The sequence below is a fragment of the Phenylobacterium sp. genome (assembly GCF_031425575.1).
Classification (GTDB): Bacteria; Pseudomonadota; Alphaproteobacteria; order Caulobacterales; family Caulobacteraceae; genus Phenylobacterium.
On sequence record NZ_JANPJP010000134.1, the window covers coordinates 1 to 26,386 of the forward strand.

The 26,386-nt window shown below is 67.7% G+C and carries 23 protein-coding genes; 15 read left to right on the top strand and 8 right to left on the bottom strand.

Features of this window, described 5'->3' with window-relative positions; all coding sequences use genetic code 11:
- The first annotated feature begins 121 nt into the window (after nucleotides 1–121).
- Both RMO97_RS07970 and RMO97_RS07975 read left to right on the top strand, forming a co-directional pair.
- A complete protein-coding gene (locus RMO97_RS07970; protein WP_310540148.1) occupies nucleotides 122–2,248 on the top strand; it encodes a calcium-binding protein in 2,127 nt (708 codons plus the stop codon).
- Between the two features lie 102 nt (nucleotides 2,249–2,350).
- Nucleotides 2,351–4,039, top strand: coding sequence for a glycosyltransferase family 4 protein (locus RMO97_RS07975; protein ID WP_310540150.1), 1,689 nt, complete (start codon nucleotides 2,351–2,353; stop codon nucleotides 4,037–4,039).
- 240 nt (nucleotides 4,040–4,279) lie between these two features.
- Here RMO97_RS07975 and RMO97_RS07980 read toward each other — a convergent pair whose 3' ends face one another.
- Entirely contained in the window at nucleotides 4,280–5,356 is a 1,077-nt protein-coding gene (locus tag RMO97_RS07980; protein ID WP_310540151.1) for a M23 family metallopeptidase, read from the bottom strand.
- A gap of 43 nt (nucleotides 5,357–5,399) precedes the next feature.
- The gene (locus RMO97_RS07985; protein ID WP_310540153.1) at nucleotides 5,400–6,122 is read right to left on the bottom strand and encodes a sulfotransferase domain-containing protein; all 723 of its coding nucleotides are present in this window, start codon (nucleotides 6,120–6,122) and stop codon (nucleotides 5,400–5,402) included.
- 221 nt (nucleotides 6,123–6,343) lie between these two features.
- Between RMO97_RS07985 and rfbF the strand changes: the two genes are divergently transcribed.
- From rfbF to RMO97_RS08010, 5 genes are read left to right on the top strand one after another with little or no spacing between them, the layout of a single operon-like run.
- On the top strand, nucleotides 6,344–7,117 hold the full coding sequence (gene rfbF / locus RMO97_RS07990) for a glucose-1-phosphate cytidylyltransferase (protein ID WP_310540154.1): 774 nt from the start codon (nucleotides 6,344–6,346) through the stop codon (nucleotides 7,115–7,117).
- Complete coding sequence (rfbG, locus tag RMO97_RS07995; RefSeq protein ID WP_310540156.1) at nucleotides 7,114–8,172, top strand: CDP-glucose 4,6-dehydratase; 1,059 nt, start codon at nucleotides 7,114–7,116, stop codon at nucleotides 8,170–8,172. Before rfbF ends, rfbG begins: the two co-directional genes overlap by 4 nt.
- Nucleotides 8,172–9,413, top strand: a complete 1,242-nt coding sequence (locus RMO97_RS08000) for a class I SAM-dependent methyltransferase (protein ID WP_310540158.1) — start codon at nucleotides 8,172–8,174, stop codon at nucleotides 9,411–9,413. The genes rfbG and RMO97_RS08000 overlap by 1 nt, the downstream gene beginning before the upstream one ends.
- On the top strand, nucleotides 9,413–9,943 hold the full coding sequence (locus RMO97_RS08005) for a dTDP-4-dehydrorhamnose 3,5-epimerase family protein (RefSeq protein ID WP_310540160.1): 531 nt from the start codon (nucleotides 9,413–9,415) through the stop codon (nucleotides 9,941–9,943). The genes RMO97_RS08000 and RMO97_RS08005 overlap by 1 nt, the downstream gene beginning before the upstream one ends.
- A 1-nt stretch (nucleotide 9,944) precedes the next feature.
- Complete coding sequence (locus RMO97_RS08010; protein ID WP_310540162.1) at nucleotides 9,945–10,889, top strand: NAD-dependent epimerase/dehydratase family protein; 945 nt, start codon at nucleotides 9,945–9,947, stop codon at nucleotides 10,887–10,889.
- Here the strand turns inward: RMO97_RS08010 and RMO97_RS08015 are convergent.
- The 4 genes from RMO97_RS08015 to RMO97_RS08030 form a co-directional block, all read right to left on the bottom strand.
- Nucleotides 10,886–11,581 (bottom strand): hypothetical protein, encoded by a 696-nt coding sequence (locus RMO97_RS08015; RefSeq protein WP_310540165.1) that lies wholly within the window; start codon nucleotides 11,579–11,581, stop codon nucleotides 10,886–10,888. The genes RMO97_RS08010 and RMO97_RS08015 overlap by 4 nt on opposite strands.
- Nucleotides 11,582–11,665: 84 nt before the next feature.
- Entirely contained in the window at nucleotides 11,666–13,162 is a 1,497-nt protein-coding gene (locus RMO97_RS08020) for a tetratricopeptide repeat protein (protein ID WP_310540167.1), read from the bottom strand.
- Between the two features lie 139 nt (nucleotides 13,163–13,301).
- Complete coding sequence (locus RMO97_RS08025) at nucleotides 13,302–13,577, bottom strand: SemiSWEET transporter (protein WP_310540168.1); 276 nt, start codon at nucleotides 13,575–13,577, stop codon at nucleotides 13,302–13,304.
- 127 nt (nucleotides 13,578–13,704) lie between these two features.
- Entirely contained in the window at nucleotides 13,705–15,162 is a 1,458-nt protein-coding gene (locus RMO97_RS08030; RefSeq protein WP_310540170.1) for a porin, read from the bottom strand.
- A 188-nt stretch (nucleotides 15,163–15,350) separates the two neighbouring features.
- Here RMO97_RS08030 and RMO97_RS08035 point away from each other — a divergent pair, with 188 nt between their 5' ends.
- The 6 genes from RMO97_RS08035 (at nucleotide 15,351) to phoB (ending at nucleotide 21,875) form a co-directional block, all read left to right on the top strand.
- Nucleotides 15,351–16,772 (top strand): sensor histidine kinase, encoded by a 1,422-nt coding sequence (locus tag RMO97_RS08035; protein ID WP_409035297.1) that lies wholly within the window; start codon nucleotides 15,351–15,353, stop codon nucleotides 16,770–16,772.
- An 85-nt stretch (nucleotides 16,773–16,857) separates the two neighbouring features.
- Nucleotides 16,858–18,303 carry a phosphate ABC transporter permease subunit PstC gene (gene pstC / locus RMO97_RS08040; protein ID WP_310540174.1) on the top strand — a complete coding sequence of 482 codons (1,446 nt, stop codon included), beginning with the start codon at nucleotides 16,858–16,860 and terminating at the stop codon, nucleotides 18,301–18,303.
- A complete protein-coding gene (gene pstA, locus RMO97_RS08045; protein WP_310540176.1) occupies nucleotides 18,296–19,588 on the top strand; it encodes a phosphate ABC transporter permease PstA in 1,293 nt (430 codons plus the stop codon). The genes pstC and pstA overlap by 8 nt, the downstream gene beginning before the upstream one ends.
- A 34-nt stretch (nucleotides 19,589–19,622) precedes the next feature.
- Nucleotides 19,623–20,468 (top strand): phosphate ABC transporter ATP-binding protein PstB, encoded by an 846-nt coding sequence (gene pstB / locus RMO97_RS08050; protein ID WP_310540178.1) that lies wholly within the window; start codon nucleotides 19,623–19,625, stop codon nucleotides 20,466–20,468.
- Nucleotides 20,469–20,478: 10 nt separating this feature from the next.
- Entirely contained in the window at nucleotides 20,479–21,180 is a 702-nt protein-coding gene (gene phoU, locus RMO97_RS08055) for a phosphate signaling complex protein PhoU (RefSeq protein ID WP_310540179.1), read from the top strand.
- Between the two features lie 2 nt (nucleotides 21,181–21,182).
- Nucleotides 21,183–21,875 carry a phosphate regulon transcriptional regulator PhoB gene (gene phoB, locus RMO97_RS08060; RefSeq protein ID WP_310540181.1) on the top strand — a complete coding sequence of 231 codons (693 nt, stop codon included), beginning with the start codon at nucleotides 21,183–21,185 and terminating at the stop codon, nucleotides 21,873–21,875.
- A gap of 2 nt (nucleotides 21,876–21,877) precedes the next feature.
- On the opposite strand, the gene RMO97_RS08065 is transcribed toward phoB, so the two are convergent.
- Nucleotides 21,878–22,870 (bottom strand): class 1 fructose-bisphosphatase, encoded by a 993-nt coding sequence (locus tag RMO97_RS08065; RefSeq protein WP_310540184.1) that lies wholly within the window; start codon nucleotides 22,868–22,870, stop codon nucleotides 21,878–21,880.
- 117 nt (nucleotides 22,871–22,987) lie between these two features.
- Here RMO97_RS08065 and purD point away from each other — a divergent pair, with 117 nt between their 5' ends.
- Nucleotides 22,988–24,265 carry a phosphoribosylamine--glycine ligase gene (purD, locus tag RMO97_RS08070; RefSeq protein WP_310540187.1) on the top strand — a complete coding sequence of 426 codons (1,278 nt, stop codon included), beginning with the start codon at nucleotides 22,988–22,990 and terminating at the stop codon, nucleotides 24,263–24,265.
- A gap of 103 nt (nucleotides 24,266–24,368) precedes the next feature.
- Nucleotides 24,369–25,442 (top strand): phosphotransferase family protein, encoded by a 1,074-nt coding sequence (locus RMO97_RS08075; protein WP_310540189.1) that lies wholly within the window; start codon nucleotides 24,369–24,371, stop codon nucleotides 25,440–25,442.
- On the opposite strand, the gene lpxK is transcribed toward RMO97_RS08075, so the two are convergent.
- Nucleotides 25,432–26,386, bottom strand: a 955-nt coding sequence (gene lpxK, locus RMO97_RS08080; protein ID WP_310540191.1) for a tetraacyldisaccharide 4'-kinase, incomplete at its 5' end; no start/stop codon positions are given. The two genes, RMO97_RS08075 and lpxK, sit on opposite strands and share 11 nt — an antisense overlap.

The window sequence follows — 26,386 nt, forward strand, 5'->3', positions numbered from 1 at the left end:
CGTTTAACCTTCGCCACGACCATGTTATGGCGGACGGTAAGGACTTCCTGGGACCGCGCCATTCGGCATAGGTGGCCAGGCGTTTTCAGGCGGTCCGTGTGACACATGACTGGAGAGACTCATGGCGACTTATAATTTCGATACGATCACGGCGACGCAGGCGGCATCCTTTACTCCGACCGACGTCCTGAACTTCCCGAGCGTGGCGACGGCGCAAAACGTCACCGTCGTCTACGTCCCGGCGGCGGGCGCCAGCCCTTCGCGCATCGACATCACCTACGCCGGCCGGACCATCTCGGTGGGTATCAACGACCAGAATTTCGTGGGCGGGGCCAACAACCTCAGCTTCTTCAACGACGGCACGGTGCTGGTCATCGGTTCCAACAGCAATGACACCACCGGGATCACCGGTAGTGGGAATCGTGACGCCCTGTTCGGCGGCGCGGGCGCTGACACCCTGCTCGGTGGTGAAGGTGCGAACTACCTTCAGGGCAACCAAGGCGCCGACACCCTGATCGCCGGCACCAGCGCCGACACCATCCTGGGCGGCCAGGGCGATGACAGCGTCTCGGCTGGCGACGGCGCCAACTACGTCCACGGCAACCTGGGCAACGACAGCATCCTGGCTGGCAGCAGCACCGGCGCCGACACCATCCTGGGCGGTCAAGGCAACGACAACATCGACGCCCAAAACGGCGCCAACCTGCTGTTCGGCGATCTGGGCAACGACACCATCGCCGCCGGCACCGGCGCTGACACCATCACCGGCGTTGACGGCAACGACAGCATCGTCGCTGGCGATGGCGCCAACTCGCTCGACGGCGGCGTCGGCAACGACACCTTGACGGCGGGCGCCGGCAACGACGTGATCTTCGGCGGCGAAGGTGACGACATCATCGACACCGGCGCGGGCACCAACACCGCTCAGGGCAACCAAGGCGCCGACTCGATCACTGGCGGCGCGGTCAACGACACCCTGCTCGGCGGTCAAGGCAACGACACCATCGTCACCGGCGCGGGCTCCAACTACGCCCACGGCAACCTCGGCGACGACTCCGTCACTGGCGGCGCGGACACCGACACCATCCTCGGTGGTCAAGGTTCGGACACCATCGACGGCGCCGGTGGCGCTGACCTGATCTTCGGTGACCTGGGCAACGACTCCATCGCGACCGGCGCTGGCGCGGACACCTCCTTCGGCGGCGAAGGCGACGACGCCATCAGCAACTTGGCGAGCGGCGGCAATGACGTGGCCGATCTCGGCAACGGCAACGACCTTTACGTCGGCGGGGCCAACAACGACACTGTGACCTCGGGCGCCGGCAACGACGCCGTCAGCCTCGGTGATGGCACCAACTACGCCACCGGCGACGCGGGCAACGATTCCATCACTGGCGGTGCCGGTGGTACGGGCCGTGACACGATGTTCGGCAATGATGGCAACGACACCATCACGGGCGGCAACGACACCAACTACGCCGATGGCGGCGCTGGCGCCGACAGCATCCTGGGTGGCACGGGTCTCGACACCATGCTCGGTGGCGACGACGCTGACACCCTCGCGGGTGGTATTGGTGGCACAAACCTCGCCGACGGCGGGGCCGGTGCTGACCGCATCACCACGCTGGCCGGTGCCGACACGGTCACGGGCGGTACGGGTGCTGACACCATCGCCGCTGGCGATGGCGCCAACAACGTGTCGGGCGGCGCGGATAACGACTCGATCACGGTCTCGGGTGCCAGCGCGAACACCCTCTCGGGCGACGATGGCAACGACACCATCACCAGCACGAGCAGCGGTGGCGGGTCCATCTCCGGCGGCCTCGGCGTCGACGTCCTGACCGGTGGGTCGGGCGCCGAAACCATCACGGCCGGCGCTGGCCAGGACACCATCACTGGCGGCGGCGGCACGGATCGCTTTGTCTTCGCCGCGGGTGACTCCACTTCGGGGACGCCTGATCTGATCGCCGACTTCAACAGTGTGGGCGCTGACAGCTTCGCTCTCGGTGTTGTGGGTACGGCCGGGAACTTCCTGGTCGGGTCCTCGGCGGCCAACTACGCGCAAGCCCTTGCTGATGCCACCTCGCTGATCGGCGGCGGTTCGCGCGATATCGTGGTGATCCAAGTGGCCGCCGGCGCTGACGTGGGCACCTACGTGTTCGCTGACAGCTCGGGCACTAACGCTGTGACCAACGCGATCAAGCTCACGGGCCTGGTCACGCTGGCCAACACCGACTTCGTCGCCTAAGACGAACTCGACCTACCTCTAAGTCTGGGGCCGTCCTTCGGGGCGGCCCCTTTCTTTTGCGCCATTTGTCTCGCGCCGGCTTATCAGCTAGGGCCTAGGCCCATGAGCAACGCGGCGATCTTCTTCCACCCGGACGGCTACGACACGACCGGCACCCGGCTCATGGGGCGGCACTCGGCCGGCGAGAGCTTCCTGCGGGGCTATCTGCGCCACGCGCAGGCCGACAAGGTTCACCTGTTCAACGCCAGCACCCGGCCCCCTGCCAATTTTCAGCCCCTGCTGGATCGCATCGAGCCGCACGCGCGGCCCGTGCGCTGGCTCGATCGCACCGCGCGAGGACAACTGTCTGACCCGGGTTGCCTGTATCTGCCGCAGCCGACCCTCGCGCCGGAGGCCTGGACCCGGCGGCCCCTGGGACGAACCCGCTACAGCCTGTGCGGCATCACCCACACGACCGCCACACACCTGGCGACCGACCTTCTGGCGGACATGATGACCGCGCCGGTCGAGGCCTGGGACGCCCTGATCTGCACCTCCGACGCCGTCCGCTCCAGCGTCCAGGCGCTCCTGGAACAGACCCGGGAGCACCTGCGGGCCCGGCTCGGCGCCACCCGCTTCCCCACGCCAGAGCTCGCCACGATCCCGCTCGGTGTGAACGCCTCCGACTTCGCCCGGTCGGCGGAGCAGAGGACGGCCTGGCGCGAGTGTCTCGACATTCCGCAGGACGCGGTCGTGGCCCTCTATCTGGGACGCTTTCACGCCGCCGCAAAGATGAACCCCGCCACCATGGCCCTTGCCCTGGAGGCCGCCGCCGTCTCCACCGGCAAGCCCATCTACTGGATCGTGGCCGGCTGGTCGGCCACCGACGACACGACCGCGGACTTCCACAAACAGACCCAGGCCTTCTGCCCCAGCATCCACTACCGGCCGGTCGACGGCCGGCCGCCCGAAACCCGCTTCTCGATCTGGTCGGCCGCAGACGTCTTCATTTCGTTTTCCGAGAACGTCCAGGAGACCTTCGGCCTCACCCCGGTGGAGGCGATGGCGGCTGGCCTGCCGTCCGTGGTCACCGACTGGAACGGCTACCGGGAAACGGTTCGGCACGGAATCGACGGCTTCCGCATCGCCACCACCGCGCCGCGCCCAGGTCTCGGCCGCGACCTCGCCTACCATTTCGCCAACGGCTGGGTGACCTACGAGGCGTATCTCGCCGCGACGGCTCAGATGACCGGGATCGACCACCCGGCCGCGGTGACGGCGATCAGCGCCCTGGTCACCAATCCAGATCTCCGACGGACAATGGGCCAGGCCGCGGCGCGGCAGGCCCAGGCGCACTTCGACTGGTCGGCGATCATCCCGCGCTATCAGGCGCTCTGGAGCGAGCTAGCCGCCCGTCGCGCCGCCGCCGCCCCCGAGGCGCCAGATCTCGCGGTCATCGTGGACAACCCCCGGCGGCTAGACCCCTTCCAGCTCTTCGCCACCTATCCGACCGGCCCCCTGTCGTCCGAGACCTTGCTGCGAATGGCCCCGGGCATGACGCAGGCCTTGGCTCGGACCCGGCTGACAGCGGAGCTGAGCGCCATGGGCGCCTGGGCCTTGCCGGGGCTCGCTGAAATCGATCTGGCTCTCAGTCACCTGGCCGAACATGAGCAAGCCACGGTCGCAGATCTGGTGGCGCTCTTCGCGGTCCGCCGCCAGGGCTTCCTCGAGCGCGGTCTGCTGTGGCTCGTAAAGTTCGCGGTGATTGAACAGGTGTCGCCGCCGGACGTGACACAGGCCAGCGAGACCTGACACCTACCGGCGCCCCTTGAAGGGCCTGTCGAAAGATCATGAATTTCGGGAGGGAGGCGAGAGGCCGGGCGGCAAACCCTGGAGTTGACCGCCCGGCCAAAGCGACACAGCCTTGGAGAGCTAGGCTGACAAAAAACTGTAATCCAATTCAACGAGGGGCGAAAGAAAATCCCGCCCTGCGCGAAATCAACAGTTCGAGAGCATCAGTGCTACCCGCCGGGTCCCAGGGAACCGCGGGCGCTAGAAGGTCAGCCGGTACTCGCGCCGCAGGGCCGTCGCGCCCGAGCGGATCACAGTATAGCGCGCGGTATAAACCCCCTGGGACCAGCCTGACGCAGGACGCTTCTTGCCCACGTAGAGCAGATATTGCGCCTTGTCCTTGTCGAGGGGCGCCTGCCGTGATGTCGCCAGGACCTCGCCGCCCGGCGCCGTGAGGGTGAACTCCTGGACGTCCCCACTCTTGAGCCCGATGGCCCGGAGATAGGCGATCATCATCGCGCTCCCGGCTGTGGGCTGCGGGACGCCGCCGGCCTCCACGGCCTCGGGTGTCACCGGTCCGGCGGCGAACCCGGCATTGAGCACCGCGCCATCCTGGTAGGCCAGCATCTGACCCGTCGGGCCATCCCAGAGACTTGACGCCGCGCCGGCCGCCGGATTGCAGGCCGCCCCCGGTGTCGGGGCGAAGGGATCGATGGTCACCCCCTTGTGGCGGACGGTGAGGTGGAGATGCGGATACTCGGTGTTGCCCGACAGTCCGACCCTGGCCAGCGGCTGACCGGTGACGATCGGGTCCCCGGCCTTCACGATGATGCTGCCCCGGGCCAGATGGCAGTACTGGGTCTCCCAGCCGCTCCCATGATCGACCACGACGCCGTTGCCGCACTGGCGATTGGAGACATCGACGCCGGGCGTGCGGACAGAAATGTCCTCCACCCCGTCGCGCAGACGGCTCACCGTGCCCGGCGCGGCGGCCAGGACGACGACCCCAACCCGCTGCGCCGCCATGTCGGGGATCCGGAAATCGATCCCGCCATGGGCCTCATAGGTACGCCGGCCACAGCGATAGTCCTGCTCCGCGGGCCCCGGATCGCGGTCGACATAGTTCTGCAGCTCGCAGGTGACGCCGATCTGACAGGCGATGGGCAGGGCCAGCCTGGGGGCGTCGGCCGGCGGTGGCGTCACCGGGGCCGGCGCGGAGGGCGGCGCGACCCGGGCCTTGGGCTCAGTCGCCGCGGGCGTTCCGCCACCGCAGCCGGCCAGAAGCGCCAGGGCCGACAATGTGGCGCAGCGGGCGAAGGTCATCGGCGAAACTCCCATGGGCCACGATCCTCACCCAGCCCTAGGTCTGAACTATGACGGCCTAAAAGCTGATTCCGGTCAGATCCTTGAGGCGGGCAAGGTCACGGGCATAGATCGCCCGCAGATGCGCGGCGTCGGCAGGGTCCAGCCCGCCCATCTCCTGTCCCACATGCACCGACCTCGGCTCGGTGCGCGGCGGTGGCGGCGCGCCTACGAAGGCGCAGACCTCCTCCAGGACGGTGTTGGGGTCGGAGCGCAGATCCTCGGCCTTGAGGAACAGCACCTGCTCGCGCGGGAAGATCCGCAACAGCCGATCGAGCTGCTCGCCGTAGAAGCCCCGCTCCACATAGGAGAACTCCCGATGGTGTCCCCAGGGTTCGCTGGCGAACAGCCGCTGCCGCCCCTGCCGAATGCACCAGGCGAAGGGTTCGCGCTCGGCCCCCCGTTTGATCTCCATCCGCCAATGCGACCAGGCCCGCTCGACGGGGTCCCGCAGCAGGATGATCAGGCGGATGGCCGGGTTGTACGCCGCGATGCGCTCCAGGGCGTTGGGCCAGTAAAGGTAGATTGGCGTCGCCTCGCCGACGATCGCGCCCTCCTGCACCGGGAACTGGGCCTCGTAGGCGCGGTAGTCCGGGGATGACCAGTCGAGGCTCTCGTCGTCGAAGAAGTGCACTTCCTTGGTGGTCGACAGCACAATGCCCGGCACATCACCCAGGTGATCGAACAGGGCCGTGGTGCCGGCTTTCTGGAACCCCGGAATGATGAAGTCGACGCGCGGCATGGTTCCTCTTGCGCTCACCCGGCGGGCGAGGGGCGCAGGCTCCAACCTACGCTTGGCGTGGATACGACTTCATGCGCGCGACGACACGCGATATTAGGAGGAGACCGCGCCGGTTGGGCCCCCGAAAGGCCCGGCCTGCGCCATTCCAGAACAGGTTTCAACGCCTTGACCGCTATCTTCGCCCGCACCGCCTCCGGCGGCCATACCCCTTCGAGCGCCCGATGAAGGTGGTCATCCTGGCCGGGGGGCTCGGCACGCGCATCTCCGAGGAAAGTCACCTCAAGCCCAAGCCGATGATCGAGGTCGGCGGGCGGCCGATCCTCTGGCACATCATGAAGCTGTTCTCCCACCACGGGTTCAACGAGTTCATCATCTGCCTTGGCTACAAGGGCTACGTGATCAAGGAGTACTTCTCCAACTACGTGCTCCACAACGCTGACTTCACCGTCGACCTGGCCAGCGGCTCGATGGAGTACCACGCCACCAACCACGAACCGTGGAAGGTCACCCTGGTGGAGACCGGGCCCGACACCATGACCGGTGGCCGGCTGAAGCGGGTGGCCAAGTACCTGGAGCCGGGCGAGCCCTTCTTCTTCACCTATGGCGACGGCGTGGCCGACGTGGACCTGACGGCCCTGGCCGCCTTCCACCGGGCGCACGGCAAGCAGTCGACCGTGACAGCGGTCTCGCCACCCGGTCGCTACGGCGCGCTGGACATCGTCAATGGCGCCGTGGAGCGCTTCATCGAGAAGCCGCCCGGCGACAATGGCCTGATCAACGGCGGCTTCTTTGTGCTGCAGCCCGAGGTGGTCAGCCGGATCGCCGGGGACGAGATCCCGTTCGAAACCGCGCCTCTGGAAGGCCTGGCCGCCGATGGCGAGCTGATGGCCTGGCGGCATGAGGGCTTCTGGGCGGCGATGGACACCCTGCGCGACAAGAACCAGCTCGAGTCGCTCTGGGCTTCGGGCAAGGCGCCCTGGCACGTCTGGACATGAGCCGACCCGATCCCGCCTTCTGGTCGGGCAAGCGCGTCCTGCTGACCGGTCATACCGGCTTCAAGGGGTCCTGGGCGGCGATCTGGCTGGCCCATATGGGGGCCAGGGTCACCGGCCTTTCCCTGGCGCCGGACCAGACCCCGGCCCTGTTCGACCAGGCCAGGGTCGGCGGCCTCATCGACTCCCGCATCGCTGACCTGCGCGATCCGGAAGCCGTTGAGGCGGCGTTGAAGGACGCCGAGTTCGACCTGGTGCTGCACATGGCGGCCCAGCCGATCGTGCGCGCCTCCATCGAGGATCCGATCGCCACCTTCTCCTCAAACATCCTGGGGACCGCCCATCTGCTGCAGACTTTGCGCCAGCAGGCGGCTCTGAAGGCGGTCTTGGTGATCACCTCTGACAAGGTCTACGCCAACGCCGAGACCGGCCGCGCCTTCACCGAGACCGATGCGCTGGGGGGCAAGGATCCCTATTCGGCGTCGAAGGCGGCGGCCGAGATCGTCACCCAGAGTTTCGCCCGCAGCTTCTTCGACAAGGCCGCCGTGCCTGTGGCGACGGCGCGCGGGGGCAATGTCATCGGCGGCGGCGACTATTCCCGCGACCGCATCGTCGCCGATATCGTTCGGGCCGGTCAGGCCCAGGGCGTCACGGTGCTGCGTCACCCGGAGGCCACGCGGCCCTGGCAGCATGTGCTCGACTGCGTGGCCGGCTACCTGCTCTATCTCGAGCGCCTGGCCACCGACCCTACAATACCGCGGGCGATGAACTTCGGGCCCCGGCCCGGCGGCCCGGAGGTCACGGTCGGCGAGCTGGCCACGACGGCGGTCAAGGCCCTGGGCGCCAAACCCTGGCGCCACGAACCCGACGCCAATTCCCTGGAAGCCAAGTCGCTCGGCATCGACGCCAGCCTGGCCAGACAGCTGCTGGGGTTCGAGAGCCAACTGGACGCGCCGGTCGCCGTGGAGTGGACCATGGACTGGTATCGCCTGCAGGCCGACGGCGGCGATGCCCTCACTCTGTGCCGAGACCAGATCTCGCGTTACGAAGGTCTCTGATGACTGCTCCCGCTTGCCGCTTCTGCCGCGCGCCGCTCACCCAGGACTTCGTGGACCTGGGCCTGCAGCCGCTTGCCAACAGCTATCTGACTCCGGCGCAGCTCGAAGACGGCGCCGAGAAGTCCTACCCGCTGCACACCCGGGTCTGCGGAACCTGCTTCCTGGTGCAGGCCGACGATCCCGTGGCGGCCGACGCCATCTTCGATGACGGCTACGCTTATTTCTCAGCCTATTCGGCGAGTTGGGTCGAACATGCCAAGCGCTACGCCGAGGCGATGGCCAAGCGGTTTAGCCTCACGTCCCAGTCCCTGGTGATCGAGGTCGCCTCCAACGACGGCTACCTGCTGCAGCATTTCAAGGCCATGGACGTGCCCGTGCTGGGGATCGAACCCACCGCCAATACGGCCGAGGTGGCGGTCCGGGAGCGGGGCATCCCCACCGAGGTCTCGTTCTTCAACGACGCCACGGGGCGCGACCTGCAGGCGCGCGGGATCGCCGCCGACCTCATGGCCGGCAACAACGTCCTGGCGCATGTGCCCGACATCGGGGACTTTGTGGCCGGCTTCCAGCATGTGCTGAAGCCGCAGGGGGTGCTGACCTTCGAGTTCCCGCACCTGCTGAACCTGATCGAGCTGGTGCAGTTCGACACCATCTATCACGAGCACTACTCCTACCTGTCGCTGCTGGCGGTGGAGCGGGTCTTGCGGGCCAACGGTTTGCGGCCCTTCGACGTCGAGCTCCTGCCGACCCACGGGGGCTCGCTGCGGCTGTTCTGCGCCCATGAGTCGTCGAGCCATGAGGAAACCCAGGCGCTGAGGGACCTGCGGGCCCGCGAGCACGCCGCCAAGCTCGACACATTGACGGGCTATCAGGGCTTTACCGCCCGGGTGGAGGCGGTGCGCGCCGACTTCCTGGCCTTCCTCGCCACGGCGAAGGCGGAGGGCAAGTCGGTGGCGGCCTATGGCGCGGCGGCCAAGGGCAACACCTTCCTGAACTATGCCGGCGTGGGGACGGGGGACATCGTGGCGGTGTTCGACGCCAACCCGCACAAGCAGGATCACTACATGCCGGGCAGCCACATCCCGATCCACGCCCCGGCCAAGGTCGACGAGATCCGGCCGGACTACCTGCTGATCCTGCCCTGGAACCTGAAGGACGAGATTATGGGGCAGCTGGCGCACATCAAGGGCTGGGGCGGCCGTTTCGTCACCGCCTCGCCGGAGACCAAGGTCATAAGCTGATGCGGTTCGAAGCCACGGCCATCGCCGGCGTGACGGTCGTGGAGCTCGATCCGTCGACAGACGAGCGGGGTTCCTTCGCGCGGCTGCACTGCCCCGAGGCGTTCGCCGCGGCGGGCCATCCCTTCGTTCCGGCCCAGACCAGCCTGTCACGCAACATCGCCGCCTGCACCCTGCGTGGCATGCACTATGAGGCGCCGCCGCGCGCCGAGGTGAAACTGGTGCGGGTGACGCGGGGCGCGATCTTCGATGTGGCCGTGGACCTGCGGCCCGCCAGTCCGACCTACCTGAAATGGACCGGAGCGGAGCTTTCGGCGGACAATGGCCGCGCCCTGCTGATCCGAGCGGGCATGGCCCATGGCTTCATCACCCTGGAGCCGGACACCGACGTCCTGTACCAGATCGACCGCATGTTCGAGCCTGGGCACGGGCGCGGCGTGCGCTGGAACGATCCCGTCTTCGGGATCGCCTGGCCGGCGCAGCCTGTGGTGATGTCGGAGCGCGACGCGACCTACCCGGACCACGGCGCCTGAGATGGCCCGGGTCCTGCTCACTGGCGCGACGTCCTTCACCGGGGTCTGGATCGCCCAGGGCCTGGCCGACGCGGGGCACCAGGTGGTCGCGCCGCTGAAGCGGGCCGAGGCCGACTATGAGGGGCTGCGCCGCGACCGGGTGCAGCGGCTGAAGGGCGTAGCCGATGTCGTCTTTGAGACCCCCTTCGGGTCGCCCGCCTTCCTGGATCTGCTGAAAACCGCCGGCCCCCTGGACATCCTGGCCCACCACGCCGCCGATATCCCGGGCTACCGTAACGCCGACTATGATGTGGCCGCAGGCGTAACCCGCAACCTGACCGGGGCCGGCCTGGTGTTCGAGGCGGCGGCGGCGGCGGGCGTGACGGGCGTCATCGCCACCGGCACCGGCTTCGAGGACGCGGCGGAGGGGCTGGCCGTCTCGCCCTACGGCCTGTCCAAGCGGCTCACCAATGACGGCTTCCGTCACCTGGCCCTCTGGAGGGGGCTGGCCTTCGGACGCTTCATGATCAATGGACCGTTCGGCCCGCTAGAGGAGGGGCGGCTGGTCTGGTCGCTGTTCCAGGCCTGGTTTGCTGGAAAGGCGGCGATTGTCCGCACACCAGCCTATGTGCGCGATAACATCCCCGTCGTGCTGCTGGCGCGGGCCTATGCGGCGCTGGTGAACGAGATGCTGGCCAATCCGAAGCTGGACCGCGTCTGTCGTCCGGCCGGCTATGTCGGCGCCCAGGGGGAGTTCGCCCTGCGCGTCGCTCGTGAGGCTTCGACGCGGCTGGGACGCGATTGCCCGGTGGATTGCCTGGAGCAGACGACCTTCCCCGAACCGCGCATCATCGCCAATGACGAGCCGACCCTGGACCAGGCCTGGGACGAGGCCGGCTTCTGGGACGCCTATGTCGACTACTACCGCGAGGTCGCGCGGCGCGGCCTGCTGGGCGGCCGGGCCTAACCCTTCACAGCCTTCTCGATAAGCCCGAAGAAGTCGTGGGCGAACTGGTCCGTCTGACCGATGGGGCTGGCGCGCATGCGTTCGCGCAGGCCCGCGCGCAGTTCGCTGATGCAGTCGGGATCCTTGCCCAGTTTCACCGCCGCGGCGATGTAGCCCTCGGTGTCGCGGGCGCAGAGCTCAGGCAGGCCTCCATTCATCAGGCTGGAATAGCTGAGCCGCTCGAACAGGGTTTCGCCCACCAGGGTGATAACCGGGACCCCCATCCAGAGGCTTTCGCAGGTGGTGGTGCCGCCGGTCTGAGGGAAGCTGTCCAGCGAGATGTCCATCTCGTTGTAGAAGGGCAGGTGGGCGCCGCGCACCGCCTCGAACCGGAGGCGATCGGCGCTGACGCCCTCCTCGGCGAAGATCGCGGCGAGGTTCTTGCGGAAACTTTCCGATCCGCCCTCCGGCCGCACGAACATGAACTTCGAATTGGGGACCTGGGCGACGGCCTTGGCCCAGGTGCGGACCATGTCGCGGCTGTACTTGTACGGATTGTTGGCGGTGCCGAAGGTGACATAGCCGTTTCGCGCCACCGGCGCCGGGTTCTGCACGGCCACGCGGTCATTGAAGGCGCCGGAAGACAGGGCGAACCAGCCGTGCGGCAGAACCAGCGGCTTCTCAATCAGCAGGCCCTCCCGCTCAGGCAGCATGAAGGGGTCGACGATCAGGTAGTCGATGGCCTTCAGCCCGGCGGAGTGCGGATAGCCAAGCCAGCTCGCCTGGATCGGCGCGGGCTAGTAGGCCATCACTGAGATCTTGTTCATATGCGTGGAGCCGCCAAGCTCGATCAGCATGTCCAGCTGGTCGTCGGCGATCACCTGGGCGGCGTCCCGGTCGTTGATGTCGGGGTTCCAGCGGAAGCCCTGCACCATCTCGGCGATGCGCTTCTGGGTCGGGTCTTCCCGGCCGGTATAGTAGGAGTAGCAATAGACCTCGAACTTCTCCCGGTCATACTGCTCGAACAGCGGCAGGGAGAAGTAGGCGACCGGGTGCGACCGTAGGTCCGAGGACATGAAGCCGACCCGGATCTTGCCGTTGGGCGTGCGAGGCGCCGGGTGTGTGATCGGCCGGCGGGCGACCGCGGCCTCCACCTGTTGGCCCCAGATGCGGTGCTGGTAGATCAGCTCGTCTCGGTCCTGCGAGGTGCGGACCCGGGCCAGGTGGGAGAGCAGGGCGGTGTGGCGGCCGTTGGAGGCCCACAGCCGTCCCAGGTGCTCGAAGTCCCCCAGGGCGTCGGCGGCGTCGTAGTCGGCGACCCGAACGAAGATGTCGCTCGCCACCTTCACCGCGCCCGCGCCCCCGCCCACCTTGTCGATAATCGGCTTCAGCAGTTGATAGGCGCGTTCGAGATTGGCCGCTTCGTCGCCGGAGCGGGTCCGCGAATAGCTCTCTGCCAGGGCGAGCTGGAAATCGGCGTTGTCCGGCGCCAGTTCATGCGCCTTCTCGAACTGCAGATTGGCCTCGTCCCGGTTGTAGTCGGCGAGGGTCAGGCCGAACTGATAGTGGATCCAGCCGTGTTCGCCGAGTTCGGTCAGGAGGTTGGCGAAATAGGTCTCGGCGTCCTTGTTGCGCCCGGCGCGGCGCAGCATGACCCCCATGGATTCGCGCATCCGGTGGTCGTGGGGAAGGGCCGCGACCGCGCGCTCCAACACCGGCAAGGTCTCCACCGCGCCCCTCGTCTCGGCGGCGAGAGAGGTCAGATCGAGCCAGGCGTCGACATAGTCGGGCTTCAGCTTGACCGCCAGGTTGAAGCGCATCTCAGCCTTATCCACCTCGCCGGCGAACCAGTAGGCCCGGCCAAGCGAGCGCTGGTGTTCGGCGTTGGTCGGCTGCTGGCGGATGATCTTGGTGAAGACCTCAATGGCCGCCGGGCTCTTCAGGTCATTCAGGATATTGCCGCGGTTGACCTGCGGCGTCAGGTTCTTGGGGTTGATCTTGACGGCGCGGTCCAGGGCCTTGAGGCCCTCCGCATGGCGTCCGAGCCGGCGCAGCGCGACGCCCAGAATGTTCCAAATCTCAAGATCGCGCGGGTAGCGGTCGGTGGCGAGCCTCGCCCAGTGCTCGGCTTGCTCGTAGAGCTTGTGGCGAACCAGCAAGGCCGTGAAGTTCTGATAGACTCGGGACGGAACATTGGGGTCGAGGGTCAATTGCTCGACGGTGAGGCGAATGCCCTCGTCCCGGTCTCCCACCTTGAAGGCGGCTTCAGCCGGGGCAAAACGGTCGTTCGACATCTCGGTGTCCTGTCACGCGTGAGGGCTCGGGAGTCCGAGGCGCCGTCGGCCGCGATTGGGGGTGGGTCATGTACGGGGCTCAGCCCGCGGTTGGCGGCAATCTAGAGCGCGGCGGTCGCGGCGCCAACCGGGGTGGCCCTCAGCCCTCGTTTTCGCGAAAGCGCCACTTGAGGGCCAGGATGGCCGCCGAGAGCGCCAGGCAGACGACGTTGGAGGCCGCCACCGGCCAGCTACCGATCAGGATACCGTAGGCGATCCAGAGGGCGAACCCGGTCACCGTCACCACATACATCCGAAGAGAGACCGAGGTGGCGTCCTTCTCGCGCCAGATCTTGATGATCTGGGGTGTGAAGCTGGCCATGGAGCAGAGCGCCGCCAGCGTGCCCACAATATCGGTCATCGAGAGATTGTTCATGGCGAGGCCCTCTTCGAGGCCAGAGAACGGGCGCCCAACTCACGGGTTGCGAACCACCCCGAAGAAAGGCTGGGGCGGTAAAGGCTCTTGCGAATGACGCCTGGCTCTTAGGCTGGATTGAAGAGGCTTAGAAGGCGATCTGGGACCTCAGGTTCAGGGCGCGGTAGTCCTGGCCGATGGCGGCCCCGGCGGCGTTCTTCCGGTCCACGCTGACGTCATAATAGTCGAGCATGAACTTGACGGCGGGGTTGGGGAACCAGTTGACGCCGAGGGTCCAGATATCCTGCTCGCCACCGCGTACCCGCTCGGCGGCTATCAGGCTGTTTTCCGCGTCGTTGAGATCGATGGTCGAATAGCGCGCTGCGAGCTCCCACGCGCCCCATTGGCCGTTCGAGGGATCGAAGGGCTTGTCGACGCCAGGGGCGTCGAAGGCTGCTGTCGTGGTGTTGTATTTGCGGCGCTCGCCGGTCAGCACCCAGCTGCCCTGAGCATACCAGCCGTTGAAGCTGGGGTCGGAGGCGCCGACCGCAGGGTTGCGGCGGTCCACGGAGAAATCGAAGTACTCGGCCTGGATGTACAGGTTCTGCTTCTGGGCGGCGAATTCCAGGCCGTAGGCCTGGGCGCCCCTGGCGTCGATCTGGCCGGTGTCCACCAGGCGGGAGCCGTCGACCCGCAGTTCAGGGCGCTCGCGCAGCTGCAGGGCGTAGCGGGTCCCCGCGGCCGCGCCCAGGTCGGTGGGCTGGGCCACGACGCTGGCGTTTGCCCCGACATGGATCAGCCAGTCGGCGCCATGAAGCGGTGTGCCCGCGACCCGCAGGGCGTAGCCCTGCTGTTCGTCGAAGATCGGGGCGTTGAAGGCCGTGGTCGCGGAATTGAGGCTTTGGACCAGGGCGCCGGTGGCGATGGCGGAGGCGAACCAGTGGTCGCCATGGCCGATGACGCCGCCGCCGATGCGGGTGTCGCCACCGGCCAGGCCGCGGGCGATGTCGGCCGCGGCCGGACGTTCCGGGAAGAGGGCTCCGTTAGTGGAGGCCGCGTCTTCAAGGCCGAGCGGCGGAGCAAAGGCGCCGACCCGGAAGCGCAGGGGCTTCAATCCGGAGTACTGCACCCACATCTCCTGAATCCGCCCGGAATCCTCAGCGCCGGACCCGCCGAAGTCGAACAGGATATTGTAGTCGAAGGCGCCGAAGACCCTTCCATCGACGCCGATGCGGGCGCGGCGGAAGTTCGCGCCGCCCGACAGATCCCGCGCGGTGACCGCGGCCGGCAGGCGGTCGTGCTGGTCGTACTTGGCGGTGTCGAGCTGCATCACCCCGTGAAGGGTGGCGGAGAACTTGCCGTCGGAGGAGGTGATGGTCGGCTTGCCGCCCGCGATGGAGGCTGAGGCTGTCTTCGCGTCGGGCCGCTTGGCGGCGATGCTGGCGCCTGTGGAAATCTTCAGTTCGGCGATCTGGGCCTGCAGCAGCGACAATTGCGCCTCAAGCGCGGCGATCTTGGCGTCGGTGGCGGGATCGGCCGCGGCCAGGCCGGGCCAAGCCAGGACAAGACCTGTGGCCCCCAGAAGCAGTTTCGATTTCAAAGCCATTTGGCCTCTGGCCCCTCGGTTTGTCTGAGTTTTCCGAGACTGTGGTCCGTGGAGATCGGACAAAGCCTATCGGATGAGTAGAGGTTATTTTTGAACCGGTCGCAGATTTCGAGTCGCCCCACCACTTGGGCCGCTGTCATGTCAGTGTCATAAGTCTCGGGCCTGCTCAAACTTTGCAGCCGCGGAGAATCGTTTTGTCGCAGACGCCGCCGCGCGGATGGCTCCGGCTCTCGGGCCCGGCGCTGATCACCGGCGGGCTGGGAATCCTTGCGGTGCTGGCCCTGGGCGCGGGGGAGTTCGCCGAGCGGGACGTGGCCATCTGGACGGCGGCGGCCCTCACGGTGCTGGTTCTGGCGGTGGTCTGGCGAAGCGCCCGTGTGGTCGATCCGGAGGGACAGCCACTCCTGGCGCCCACGCGTCCGCCGCACGAAAACGCGCCGCCCTATGTCAGCATCATCAACGCGCTGCCCGATCCGGTGCTAGTCATCTCCGCCCATGAACCCGATGACCTCACAGGTCGGCGTTTCGTGATGGTTAATGACGCCGCCCGCGACCTGCTGCGGATTCAGTTTGAGGCAGGCCTTCTGGTCACCGCGATCCGTGATCCCCATGTGCTGGAGGCGGTGGACGAGGCGCTGTTCGGCGGTCTCGACAGTCAGGCGCTCTATGAGATGGGCGGCGCCCAGGCCCGGGTCCTGAAGGCCTTCGCCAAGCCCCTGGGCGAAGCTCCGGACGGCTCCCGCCTGGCCCTGCTGGTGCTACGTGACGAGACCGACATCCGCCGCGCCGAGCAGACCCGGGCCGATTTCCTGGCCAACGCGAGCCACGAGCTGCGCACTCCGCTGGCCTCCCTCTCCGGCTTTATCGAAACCCTGCGGGGCCACGCCCGCACCGACGAGGGCGCGCGGGAGAAGTTCCTCACCATCATGTCGACCCAGGCCGAACGGATGGCGCGCCTGATCGATGATCTGTTGTCGCTCTCACGGATCGAGCTCAACGAACACATCGCTCCTCAGGGCGAGACGGACCTGGCTTCCGCGGTAATGGACGTGATCGACGCCCTGGGGCCGCTCGCCCGGGAGCGCGGCGTGACCCTGGTTCCCTGCCTGCCACCCCGTGGGGTCGCCGTGGTCTCGGGCGATCGCGACCAGATCGTTCAGGTGGCTCAGAACCTGGTGGACAACGCGCTGAAGTACTCACCGCGCGCAGGGTCTGTGAAGATCGCCCTGGTGAGCGGGCTGACCGCGGACGCGGCCGCCGCGCCTTTGAGGGCGCAGTCGGCGCGACTGTCCCTGCTGACGCCAGACCACGGCCCTGACCTCTATGCGGCGCTGCGGGTCACCGACTCCGGCGTCGGCCTGAAGCGCGAGCACCTGCCGCGGCTGACCGAGCGATTCTACCGGGTCGAAGGCCAGAAGAGCGGCGAGCGGTCCGGCACCGGCCTGGGGCTCGCCATCGTCAAGCACATCATGAACCGCCACCGCGGCGGCCTGGCGGTGGAAAGCGTTGAGGGGGAGGGGGCGACCTTCAGCGCCTATTTCCCGCTGATTCCGGGCTCTCTCGCACTGCCGCCGACCCCGTCTCCGGGGGTCGTTACAAAACCGTCGTAGAAGTGTCGTAAGCGGACAGCATTGCGCAGGCAGGTTCCGCGCGGCGTGGGATGACCTCCCACCTTGTTCTGGCTTGGGAGCCGCGATGCTCACCTGGATCGCCTTACTGGCGCTCTTCCTGTTCTCTGGCGCAACCTATGCCTTTGGGCGTCACAAGGCCCAGCGCCTTGCATCGACGGTCAAGGCGGGCTCGTTCCATTCCCTGCCGGGTTATCATGGCAGCTATGTCGCCCTGTGGGCCGGCCTGCCCGCGGCCCTGATCGTCCTGGCCGCGGCCATGCTCGGCGGCCGCATGGAGGCGGCCCTGCTGCGCGCTGACCCGCCCGCCGCTGTTTCGGCGCTGACTCCCCAGGGCCAGAATGTGTTCTTCGACGACGCCCGGGCCCTGGCCCACGGCTCGCAGGCGAGCGAGACCGTCTACGCCGGAGATCTGAAAACCGCCCTCGAGGCCAAGGCCGCCCAGTCCAAGCGCCTGGAGCAGCTTATCCAGTACGGCGCCCTCGCCGCCGGCGTGGTGGTGGGTCTGGCAGGCCTCGCCCTGGCCTATCCTCGGATCGGCCCGACCTTCCGGGCCCGCAACCGGGTGGAGGGGTGGATCGCCGTCCTGTTCCTGGCCTGCGCGGTCACCGCCATCCTCACCACCGTGGGCATTGTCGGCTCCCTGGTCTGGGAAAGCTGGCGCTTCTTCCAGTCGGTGTCTCCGGTCGACTTCCTGTTCGGGACCCAGTGGGACCCGCAGATCGCCATGCGCAGCGACCAGTACGCCTCCAAGGGCGCGTTCGGCGCGGTGCCGCTGTTCGCGGGCACCTTCCTCATCATGCTGATCGCCATGCTTGTGGCGGCCCCCATCGGCCTCTATTCGGCGATCTACCTTTCGGAGTACGCCAATCCGCTGACGCGGGGCGTGGTCAAGCCGCTCCTGGAGATCCTCGCCGGCGTGCCGACCGTGGTCTACGGCTTCTTCGCCGCCCTCACCGTTGGGCCGATCTTCCGTGAGGCCTTCAACGGCCTTGGCGCCCTGCTGATCGGCGGGCCGATGGACAGCCTGGGCATCTATCTCAGCCAGGTGCAGAACCAGATGGCCCTGGTGGCGGGCGCCGTGATGGGGATCATGCTGATCCCCTTCGTCTCGTCCCTCTCCGACGACATCATGAATGCCGTGCCCCAGTCCCTGCGTGACGGCAGCCTGGCCATGGGCGCCACCCGGTCTGAGACGGTGAAGCTGGTGGTCCTGCCCGCCGCCTTGCCGGGCATCATGGCGGCCATGCTTCTGGCGGTGTCGCGGGCGATCGGCGAGACCATGATCGTCACCATGGCCGCCGGGCTTCAGGCCAAGACCACGCTCAATCCCCTGGACACCGTGACCACCGTGACGGTGCAGATCGTCACCCTGCTGACCGGCGACCAGGAATTCGACAGCCCCAAGACTCTCTCAGCCTTCGGTCTGGGCCTGACGCTCTTCGTGATGACCTTCATCCTGAACGTGATCGCCCTGCGCATCGTCCAGAAGTACCGGGAACAGTATGACTGACGGCGCCCTCCCCAAGGACAAGACCGCCTTCCGCCAAGGGCTGGAGACGCGTCTGAAGAAGCGCTACGCCCAGGAGCGGCGCTTCCGGCTCTACGGCCAGCTGGCGATCGTCTTCGCTCTCGGCTTCCTCGTGATGCTGGTGGGCCGGATCGGCCTGCAGGGCTATTCCACCTTCATCGACTACCAGGTCACCCAGACCATCTATGTCGACCCCGCCAAGGTGAACGCGGCCGACATCGCCAACTCCAATTTTGACCTGCTGGTGGCCGAACAGATGCTGGCCCGCCTGGGCGAGACCAACGACGCGTCCGGCGAGGCGTCGGGCAAGATGATGGACATCATCTCCAACGACTTCGGCTTCCAGCTCCTGGAGATGGTCCGGGATGATCCCTCCCTCCTCGGCAAGCAGGTCACCCTGAGCGGCCCCGTGAAGGCCGACGCCGCCCTCTACTACAAGGGGGAGTTGAAGCGCTCCACGCCCCAGGACGAGCGCAAGCTCGACGACCGTCAGCTGACCTGGCTCGACAAGATGCAGGCGTCCGGCGCCGTCTCGAAGGGCTTCAACCTGGACTTCCTCACCAAGTCCGACTCCACCGAGCCGGAACAGGCCGGCGTGCTCGGCGCCGTGGTCGGCTCGGCCATGATGCTGCTGGTGACCGCGGTTCTGGCCGTGCCCATCGGGGTGCTGGCGGCGACCTATCTGGAAGAGTTCGCGCCCAAGAACCGCTGGACCGACCTGATCGAGGTCAACATCAACAACCTCGCCGCCGTGCCCTCCATCGTCTATGGCCTGCTGGGCTTGGCGGTGTTCATCAACTGGATGCACGTGCCCCGGTCCTCGCCCCTGGTGGGCGGGCTGGTCCTGGCGCTGATGGCCCTGCCGACGGTGATCATCGCCACCCGCTCGGCGCTGAAGGCGGTGCCGCCCTCCATCCGGGAAGCGGCCCTGGGGGTCGGCGCCTCGCGCACCCAGACCGTGGTCCACCATGTCCTGCCCCTGGCCATGCCGGGCGTCATGACCGGCGCGATCCTGTCGCTGGCCCACGCGCTCGGCGAGACCGCCCCCCTGCTGATGATCGGCATGATCTCCTTCGTGCCCGGCGTGCCCGAGGGCTTCACCGGGGCGGCCACCGTCCTGCCGGTCCAGGTCTTCATCTGGGAAAACGCCTCGGAACGCGCCTTCCACGAGCGCACCGCCGCGGCGATCCTCGTCCTCCTCGCCTTCATGATCATCATGAACCTCGCCGCGATCCTGCTCCGCCGCCGCTTCGAACGCCGGTGGTAGTCAGATGATCCGACGTCAAATCCCAAGGTCCCCTATGCCCGCCCAGCGCGACGACAGCCAGGCCCACGGCTCGGCGCCCGCCCATATCACCATCGACCGCGCCCACACCGGCGGGCCGCAGCACGCGATCAAGATCCGCGCCCGCGACGTCAACGTCTTCTACGGCGACAAGCAGGCCCTGTTCGACGTCTCCCTGGACGTGCCGGAAAAGGCGGTCACCGCCCTGATCGGCCCCTCCGGCTGCGGCAAGTCGACCTTCCTGCGCTGCATCAACCGGATGAACGACACCATCCCCGGCGCCACGGTCCGTGGACGGATCGAGCTCGACGGCGAGGACGTCAACGACCGCGCCATCGACCCCGTCATCCTGCGCGCCCGGGTCGGCATGGTCTTCCAGAAGCCCAATCCCTTCCCCAAGACCATCTTCGAGAACGTGGCCTACGGCGCGCGCATCCACGGCCTGACCAGCAGCAAGTCCGAGCTGGAGGCCCTGGTGGAGACCTCGCTGAAGAAGGCCGGCCTCTGGGGGGAGGTGGCCGACCGGCTGCACCAGCCCGGCACCGGCCTCTCCGGCGGGCAGCAGCAGCGCCTGGTGATCGCGCGCGCCATCGCCGTCAGCCCCGAGGTGATCCTGATGGACGAGCCCTGTTCGGCGCTCGACCCCATCGCCACGGCGCGGATCGAGGAACTGATCGACGAACTGCGCAACCAGTACTGCATCGTCATCGTCACCCACTCCATGGCCCAGGCCGCGCGCGTTTCGCAGAAGACCGCCTTCTTCCACCTGGGCAAGCTGGTGGAGGCCGGTCCCACCGGGGAGATCTTCACCAACCCGCGCGACAGCCGCACCCAGGACTACATCACCGGCCGGTTCGGCTAGGGGCACGGACATGAACGAGCACATCGTCAAATCCTACGAAGACGAGCTGAACACGCTGACCGCCGAGTGCGCCCGGATGGGCGGCCTGACGGAAGCCCAGGTCGGCGACGGCATCGACGCAGTCGTCCGCCGCGACACCACCCTGGCCGAGACTGTGGTCGCCCGCGACGAGCGGCTGGATGTCCTGGAAGCCGATATCGAGCGCAAGGCGATCCGGCTGATCGCCCTGCGCCAACCCATGGCCAACGACCTGCGCAAGACCGTGGCGGCCATGAAGATCGCCATGAACCTCGAACGCTGCGGCGACCTGGCCAAGAACATCGCCAAGCGCACCCTGGTGCTGACCGAGGCCGAGCCGATGAGTCCCCTGACCCGCTCCATCGAGCGGATGGGCAAGCTGGTCCTGGGCCGGCTGAAGGACGTGCTGGACGCCTATACGGCGTCGGATCTCGACCGGGCGCTGGCTGTCTGGTCCCGCGACGACGAGGTGGACGAGCACTACAACAGCCTGTTCCGCGAACTGCTGACCTACATGATGGGCGATCCGCGCACGATCACCGCCTGCGCCCACATGCTGTTCGTGGCCAAGAACCTCGAACGTATCGGCGACCACGCCACCAACATCGCCGAGATCATCCACTACGAAATCACCGGGGCCGAGACCATCGGTACGGCCCGGCCCAAGACTGACGCCCTGGCGAAGGAAATCTGAGAATGATCCCCTACATCCTGGTGGTGGAAGACGAGGACGCGCTTTCCACCCTGCTGCAGTACAACCTCGAGAAGGAAGGCTACGACGTGGCCGTCGCCATGGACGGCGAGGAGGCCCTGACCCAGGTCAGCGAGCGCCTGCCCGACTTGGTGGTGCTCGACTGGATGCTGCCCAAGGTCTCCGGCATCGAGGTCTGCCGCCGGCTACGGCAGCGCGGCGAGACCCGCAACATTCCGATCATTATGCTGACGGCGCGCGGCGAGGAGAGCGATCGCATTCGCGGCCTCGACACCGGCGCCGACGACTACATCATCAAGCCCTTCGCCATGAGCGAGCTCTCGGCGCGCATCCGCGCCGTGCTGCGCCGCATCCGGCCCGGTCTGGCGGAGGACCGCGTCCACATCGGCGACCTGGTGATCGACCGCGTGGCGCACCGGGTGAAGCGGGCGGGCAGCGAGATCCACCTCGGCCCGACGGAATTCCGGCTGCTGGACTATCTGATGCAGCACCCCGGCCGGGTGTTCTCGCGCGAGCAGCTGCTGGACGCGGTCTGGGGCTCGGACGTCTATGTCGAGGCCCGCACCGTGGACGTCCACATCGGCCGCCTGCGCAAGGCGCTGAACCGCCAGGAAGCCGAGGCCGATCCGATCCGCACGGTGCGCTCGGCCGGCTACTCCCTGGACATGGACGCCTGACCTCAGGCGTCCCGGTGCAGGCGTTCCAGGTGCTCGACCTCGGCGCGTGAGCCCAGCATCACCGAGATCCGCTGGTGCAGGTCGGTGACCTCGGCGTCGAGGATGGCCCCGTGGCCGTCGAAGGCCGCGCCGCCGGCCTGCTCCACCAGCATCGACATCGGATTGGCCTCGTACATCAGGCGCAGCTTGCCGGCCCGGTCGGGTTCGCGCGCGTCCCAGGGGTAGAGGAAGACACCGCCGCGCATCATGATGCGGTGGACGTCGGCCACCATCGAAGCGATCCAGCGCATGTTGAAGTTTTTGCCCCGGGGCCCGGTCTCGCCCTCCAGGCAGGCCTCGATATAGCCGCGCACCGCCGGCGCCCAGTGGCGCAGGTTCGAGGCGTTGATGGCGTACTCCTTGGTCTCCACCGGTATGGTCACGCCGGACCCGGTCTGCAGCCAGTCGCCGGTTTCCGGGTCCAGGGTGAAGGCGTCGACGCCGTCGCCGAGAGTCAGGACCAGGGTGGTCTGCGGGCCGTAGACCACGTAGCCCGCAGCGAGCTGCGCGCGGCCCTTCTGCAGGAAGTCGGTCAGGACGGCCGGGCGGGGCGCGTCCACGCGGGGCGCGGGCAGGATCGAGAAGATGGTGCCGATGGAGACGTTGACGTCGATGTTGCTGGAGCCGTCCAGAGGATCGAACAGCAGCAGGTAGCCGCCCTTGGGCGTGAGGTCGCGGACCGGATGGATGTCGTCCATCTCCTCCGACGCCATGGCCATCAGCGCCGGTGACGCGCCGCAGCTTTCCAGCAGCATGTCGTTGGAGATCACGTCGAGCTTCTTCTGCACTTCGCCCTGGACGTTCTCGCTTTCGAGCGCCCCGAACACCTCCCCCAGCGCTCCGCGACGGACCAGGGCGCTGATCTCTGCGCTGGTCCGCACAACGGTCAGGATCAGGTCGGAGAGGGTAGGGTCGCAGGCCTTGGCGGCCAGGTCGTCGCGGAGGGTGGTGGGCATCAATCGTCCATCGGAAGGCGCCCGCCGGGGGCTCGCGGACCTAAGATCACAACCGGGTGCGATGGGACAAGCCCTGGCGGCTTGACCGGCGTGGCTCGCCGGGCGAAAGCGCGGGTCATGAACATCCTCCTCGTCGGTTCGGGCGGGCGCGAGCATGCGCTGGCCTGGAAGATCGCGGCCTCGCCGCTCCTGGGGCGCCTGGTGATCGCACCCGGCAACCCCGGCATGGTGGCGCTTGGGGAACTGCGCGCCATCAAGCCCACGGACGTTCCGGCCCTGGTGGCCCTGGCCCGGGAGATCGCCGCCGCCCTGGTGGTGATCGGACCCGAGGTCTCCGTCGAGGCGGGCCTGGCCAACGCCCTGGCTGAGGCCGCCATTCCCTGTTTCGGGCCGGTCGCGCAGGCCGGACAGCTTGAGAGCTCCAAGGCTTTCACCAAGGCCTTCTGCGACCGCCACGGCCTGCCGACGTCGGCCTATGGGGTGTTCGAGGACGCGGCCCTGGCCAAGGCCGCGCTCGCCGGCTTCAAGCCGCCCTATGTGATCAAGGCCGATGGCCTTGCGGCGGGCAAGGGCGTGGTGATCGCTGAAGACCTGGCCGCCGCCGAGGCCGCCATCGACGACACCCTGGGCGGCCGCTTCGGAACCGCGGGTGCGCGCGTCGTGATCGAGGAGTTCCTGGTGGGCGAGATCGGTTCGCTCTTCGCGCTCTGCGACGGCAAGACCTCGATCCTGTTCGGCGGGGCCCAGGACCACAAGCGGGCCTATGACAATGAGCAGGGGCCAAACACCGGCGGCATGGGGACCTATTCCCCCGCGCCGGTCTTCACCCAGGCCTTGATGGACCAGACCCGAGAGCGCCTGGCCGAGCGCGCTTTCGCCGGGATCGCGGCGGAGGGCGCCCCCTATCGCGGTGTGCTGTTCGTGGAGCTGATGGCGACGGCGGATGGCCCCAAGCTGGTGGAATTCAACGTCCGGTTCGGCGATCCGGAGTGCCAGGTGCTGATGCTGCGTCTTGAGAGCGACCTCGTCCCCTATCTGCTGGCCTGCGCCACCGGGACCCTGGACCAGACGCCCGCGCCCGTGTGGCGCGACGAGGCCGCCATCTGCGTCGTCATCGCCGCCAAGGGTTATCCCGACGCCCCCAGGACCGGTGCCGCCATCACCGGCGCGGAGCAGGACTTCGGCCCCGACGTAGTGGTCTTCCACGCCGGGACGTCGCGTGACGCCGACGGAACCCTGCGCGCCAGCGGCGGCCGGGTGCTGAACGTCTGCGCGCGGGGTCCCAGCCTGCAGGTGGCCCGCGACAGGGCCTATGCGGCGGTGGCCCAGATCCACCTGCCCGGCGGCTTCCACCGCACCGACATCGGCTGGCGGGTGCTGGGCAAGCCCGCCTAGATATTCGAAGTTCCGGTATGAAGCTCGCCTCTTGCCTTGCCGTGAGGGCGGGGGGCTCGGTATGGTGTTTTCAAACACGCGTAAGAGAACAAGGGGAACGCCCATGGCCGAAGTCACCGAGCAGGCGCGCGAGCAGCTCAACACCGGCACCAAAGAGGTCGTGGAGAGCCACAAGTTCGACGAAGCCGCCCTGGCCGCCTGGATGGAAGCCAATGTCGCGGGCTATGCCGGCCCCCTGGAGGTCCGCCAGTTCAAGGGTGGGCAGTCGAACCCCACATACCAGCTTGTCACCCCGAACAAGAAATACGTCCTGCGCCGCAAGCCGCCGGGCAAGCTGCTGCCCTCGGCCCACGCAGTGGACCGCGAGTACAAGGTGATCACCGCCCTGCACACCACCGGCTTCCCGGTGGCCAAGTCCTGGGGCCTGTGCACCGACGACAGCGTCATCGGCACCATGTTCTATGTGATGGACATGGTGGAGGGCCGCATCCTCTGGGACCAGAGCCTGCCCCAATACGAACCGGCCGAGCGCCACGCCATCTACATGGCCAAGCTCAAGACCCTGGCTGACCTGCACAACACCGACCACGAGGCCATCGGCCTGGGCGACTACGGCCGCCCCGGCAACTATATGGGCCGTCAGGTCGATCGCTGGACCAAGCAGTACAAGGCCAGCGAGACCGAGCACATCGAGGAGATGGAGCGGCTGATCAAGTGGCTGCCCGAGAGCCTGCCCGAGCAGGAGCGGACCTCCGTCGTGCACGGCGACTACCGACTGGACAACATGGTGCTTCACGCCACTGAGCCGCGGGTGGTGGCGGTGCTGGACTGGGAGCTCTCCACCCTGGGCGAGCCCCTGGCCGACTTCACCTATCTGCTGATGAACTGGGTCAATGGCGGCATCTCGGCCATCCCGGACCTCAAGGCCCACGGCATCCCGACCCTGGATGAGTACGTCGCCGAATACTGCCGGCTGACCAATCGCGAGGCCCTGCACGACCTCAACTGGTTCTTCTCCTACAACATGTTCCGGCTGGCCGGGATCTGTCAGGGGATCGTGGGCCGCGCCCGCGACGGTACGGCCAACAGCCCGCAGGCCGCCGCCATGGCCCTGCGCGTGCCGCAGCTGGCCAAGGCCAGCTGGGCCTACGCCCAGAAGGCCGGCGCTAAGGCCTAAGGGCCAGGTCCAGCAGCGCTTCGAGGGCGGCCTCGTCCTCGAACACCGCCGCCACCGGCCAGGCGGTGATCTTCTCGCGCCACGCTGGCGGCAGGCGCGCCCAGTCCTTCTCGGTGGTCACAAGCCCCGCGCCGAAGGTCGCCGCGCGGTCGGCCAGCGCCTGCAGGGTGCGTTCGTCATAGACCCTGTGGTCGGGGAAGGGCGCGAAGTCCTTCAGATCGCATCCCGCCGCCTGCAGGGACCGCTCCACCTTCCATGGCTTGCCGACGCCGGCGAACCCCACCTGCGGCCCAGACGGGGGCGGGGCGGTGGGGGCGAGCCGGGCGATTAGCACGGGCTTGCCGGCGAACACCGCCACCAGCTCAGGATCCGGCGCCTCAAGGTCTGACGGCAGCATCAGGATCACCGCGTCTGCCCGGGCAAGGCCTACGGCCAGGGGCTCGCGCAGGGGGCCGGCGGGGAAGACCGCCCCGTCGCCGAGGGGCCATTCGTTGTTGCGAGTCTCGCCGTCCACCACAGCCAGGGACAGGGTCTTCTTGATCGAGGGGTTCTGGTGGCCGTCGTCCATCACCAGGGCCTGGGCGCCGGCCCAGGCGGCGGCCAGGGCCCCGTTGGCGCGGTTGCGTGAGATCCAGATCGGGGCGTCGCCGGCCAGCATCAGGGGCTCGTCCCCCACCTCGGCCGCCGTGTGCCGGGCGGGGTCCACCTGCAGGGGCCCTTCAAGGGATCCGCCATAGCCCTTCGACAGCCCATGCGCATCGACGTGCCGCGCGCGCAGGCGCCTCAGCAGCTCGCGCACCACCGGGGTCTTGCCCGTGCCCCCGGCGGTGAGGTTTCCGACGCAGATCACCGGCACGCCGGGGTCGATGGGCGTGGTCTTGGCGATCCGCCGGGCCGTCACCGCCGCCCAGATCCAGGACACCGGTGTCAGCAGGGCGCGGGTG

What these genes read in the sequence shown, in the direction of transcription:
- RMO97_RS07970 (WP_310540148.1), top strand. Translation starts at nt 122, where the DNA reads ATGGCGACTTATAATTTCGATACGATCACGGCGACGCAGGCGGCATCC.
- RMO97_RS07975 (WP_310540150.1), top strand. Translation starts at nt 2,351, where the DNA reads ATGAGCAACGCGGCGATCTTCTTCCACCCGGACGGCTACGACACGACC.
- RMO97_RS07980 (WP_310540151.1), bottom strand. Translation starts at nt 5,356, where the DNA reads ATGGGAGTTTCGCCGATGACCTTCGCCCGCTGCGCCACATTGTCGGCC.
- RMO97_RS07985 (WP_310540153.1), bottom strand. Translation starts at nt 6,122, where the DNA reads ATGCCGCGCGTCGACTTCATCATTCCGGGGTTCCAGAAAGCCGGCACC.
- rfbF (WP_310540154.1), top strand. Translation starts at nt 6,344, where the DNA reads ATGAAGGTGGTCATCCTGGCCGGGGGGCTCGGCACGCGCATCTCCGAG.
- rfbG (WP_310540156.1), top strand. Translation starts at nt 7,114, where the DNA reads ATGAGCCGACCCGATCCCGCCTTCTGGTCGGGCAAGCGCGTCCTGCTG.
- RMO97_RS08000 (WP_310540158.1), top strand. Translation starts at nt 8,172, where the DNA reads ATGACTGCTCCCGCTTGCCGCTTCTGCCGCGCGCCGCTCACCCAGGAC.
- RMO97_RS08005 (WP_310540160.1), top strand. Translation starts at nt 9,413, where the DNA reads ATGCGGTTCGAAGCCACGGCCATCGCCGGCGTGACGGTCGTGGAGCTC.
- RMO97_RS08010 (WP_310540162.1), top strand. Translation starts at nt 9,945, where the DNA reads ATGGCCCGGGTCCTGCTCACTGGCGCGACGTCCTTCACCGGGGTCTGG.
- RMO97_RS08015 (WP_310540165.1), bottom strand. Translation starts at nt 11,581, where the DNA reads ATGCTGCCTGAGCGGGAGGGCCTGCTGATTGAGAAGCCGCTGGTTCTG.
- RMO97_RS08020 (WP_310540167.1), bottom strand. Translation starts at nt 13,162, where the DNA reads ATGTCGAACGACCGTTTTGCCCCGGCTGAAGCCGCCTTCAAGGTGGGA.
- RMO97_RS08025 (WP_310540168.1), bottom strand. Translation starts at nt 13,577, where the DNA reads ATGAACAATCTCTCGATGACCGATATTGTGGGCACGCTGGCGGCGCTC.
- RMO97_RS08030 (WP_310540170.1), bottom strand. Translation starts at nt 15,162, where the DNA reads ATGGCTTTGAAATCGAAACTGCTTCTGGGGGCCACAGGTCTTGTCCTG.
- pstC (WP_310540174.1), top strand. Translation starts at nt 16,858, where the DNA reads ATGCTCACCTGGATCGCCTTACTGGCGCTCTTCCTGTTCTCTGGCGCA.
- pstA (WP_310540176.1), top strand. Translation starts at nt 18,296, where the DNA reads ATGACTGACGGCGCCCTCCCCAAGGACAAGACCGCCTTCCGCCAAGGG.
- pstB (WP_310540178.1), top strand. Translation starts at nt 19,623, where the DNA reads ATGCCCGCCCAGCGCGACGACAGCCAGGCCCACGGCTCGGCGCCCGCC.
- phoU (WP_310540179.1), top strand. Translation starts at nt 20,479, where the DNA reads ATGAACGAGCACATCGTCAAATCCTACGAAGACGAGCTGAACACGCTG.
- phoB (WP_310540181.1), top strand. Translation starts at nt 21,183, where the DNA reads ATGATCCCCTACATCCTGGTGGTGGAAGACGAGGACGCGCTTTCCACC.
- RMO97_RS08065 (WP_310540184.1), bottom strand. Translation starts at nt 22,870, where the DNA reads ATGCCCACCACCCTCCGCGACGACCTGGCCGCCAAGGCCTGCGACCCT.
- purD (WP_310540187.1), top strand. Translation starts at nt 22,988, where the DNA reads ATGAACATCCTCCTCGTCGGTTCGGGCGGGCGCGAGCATGCGCTGGCC.
- RMO97_RS08075 (WP_310540189.1), top strand. Translation starts at nt 24,369, where the DNA reads ATGGCCGAAGTCACCGAGCAGGCGCGCGAGCAGCTCAACACCGGCACC.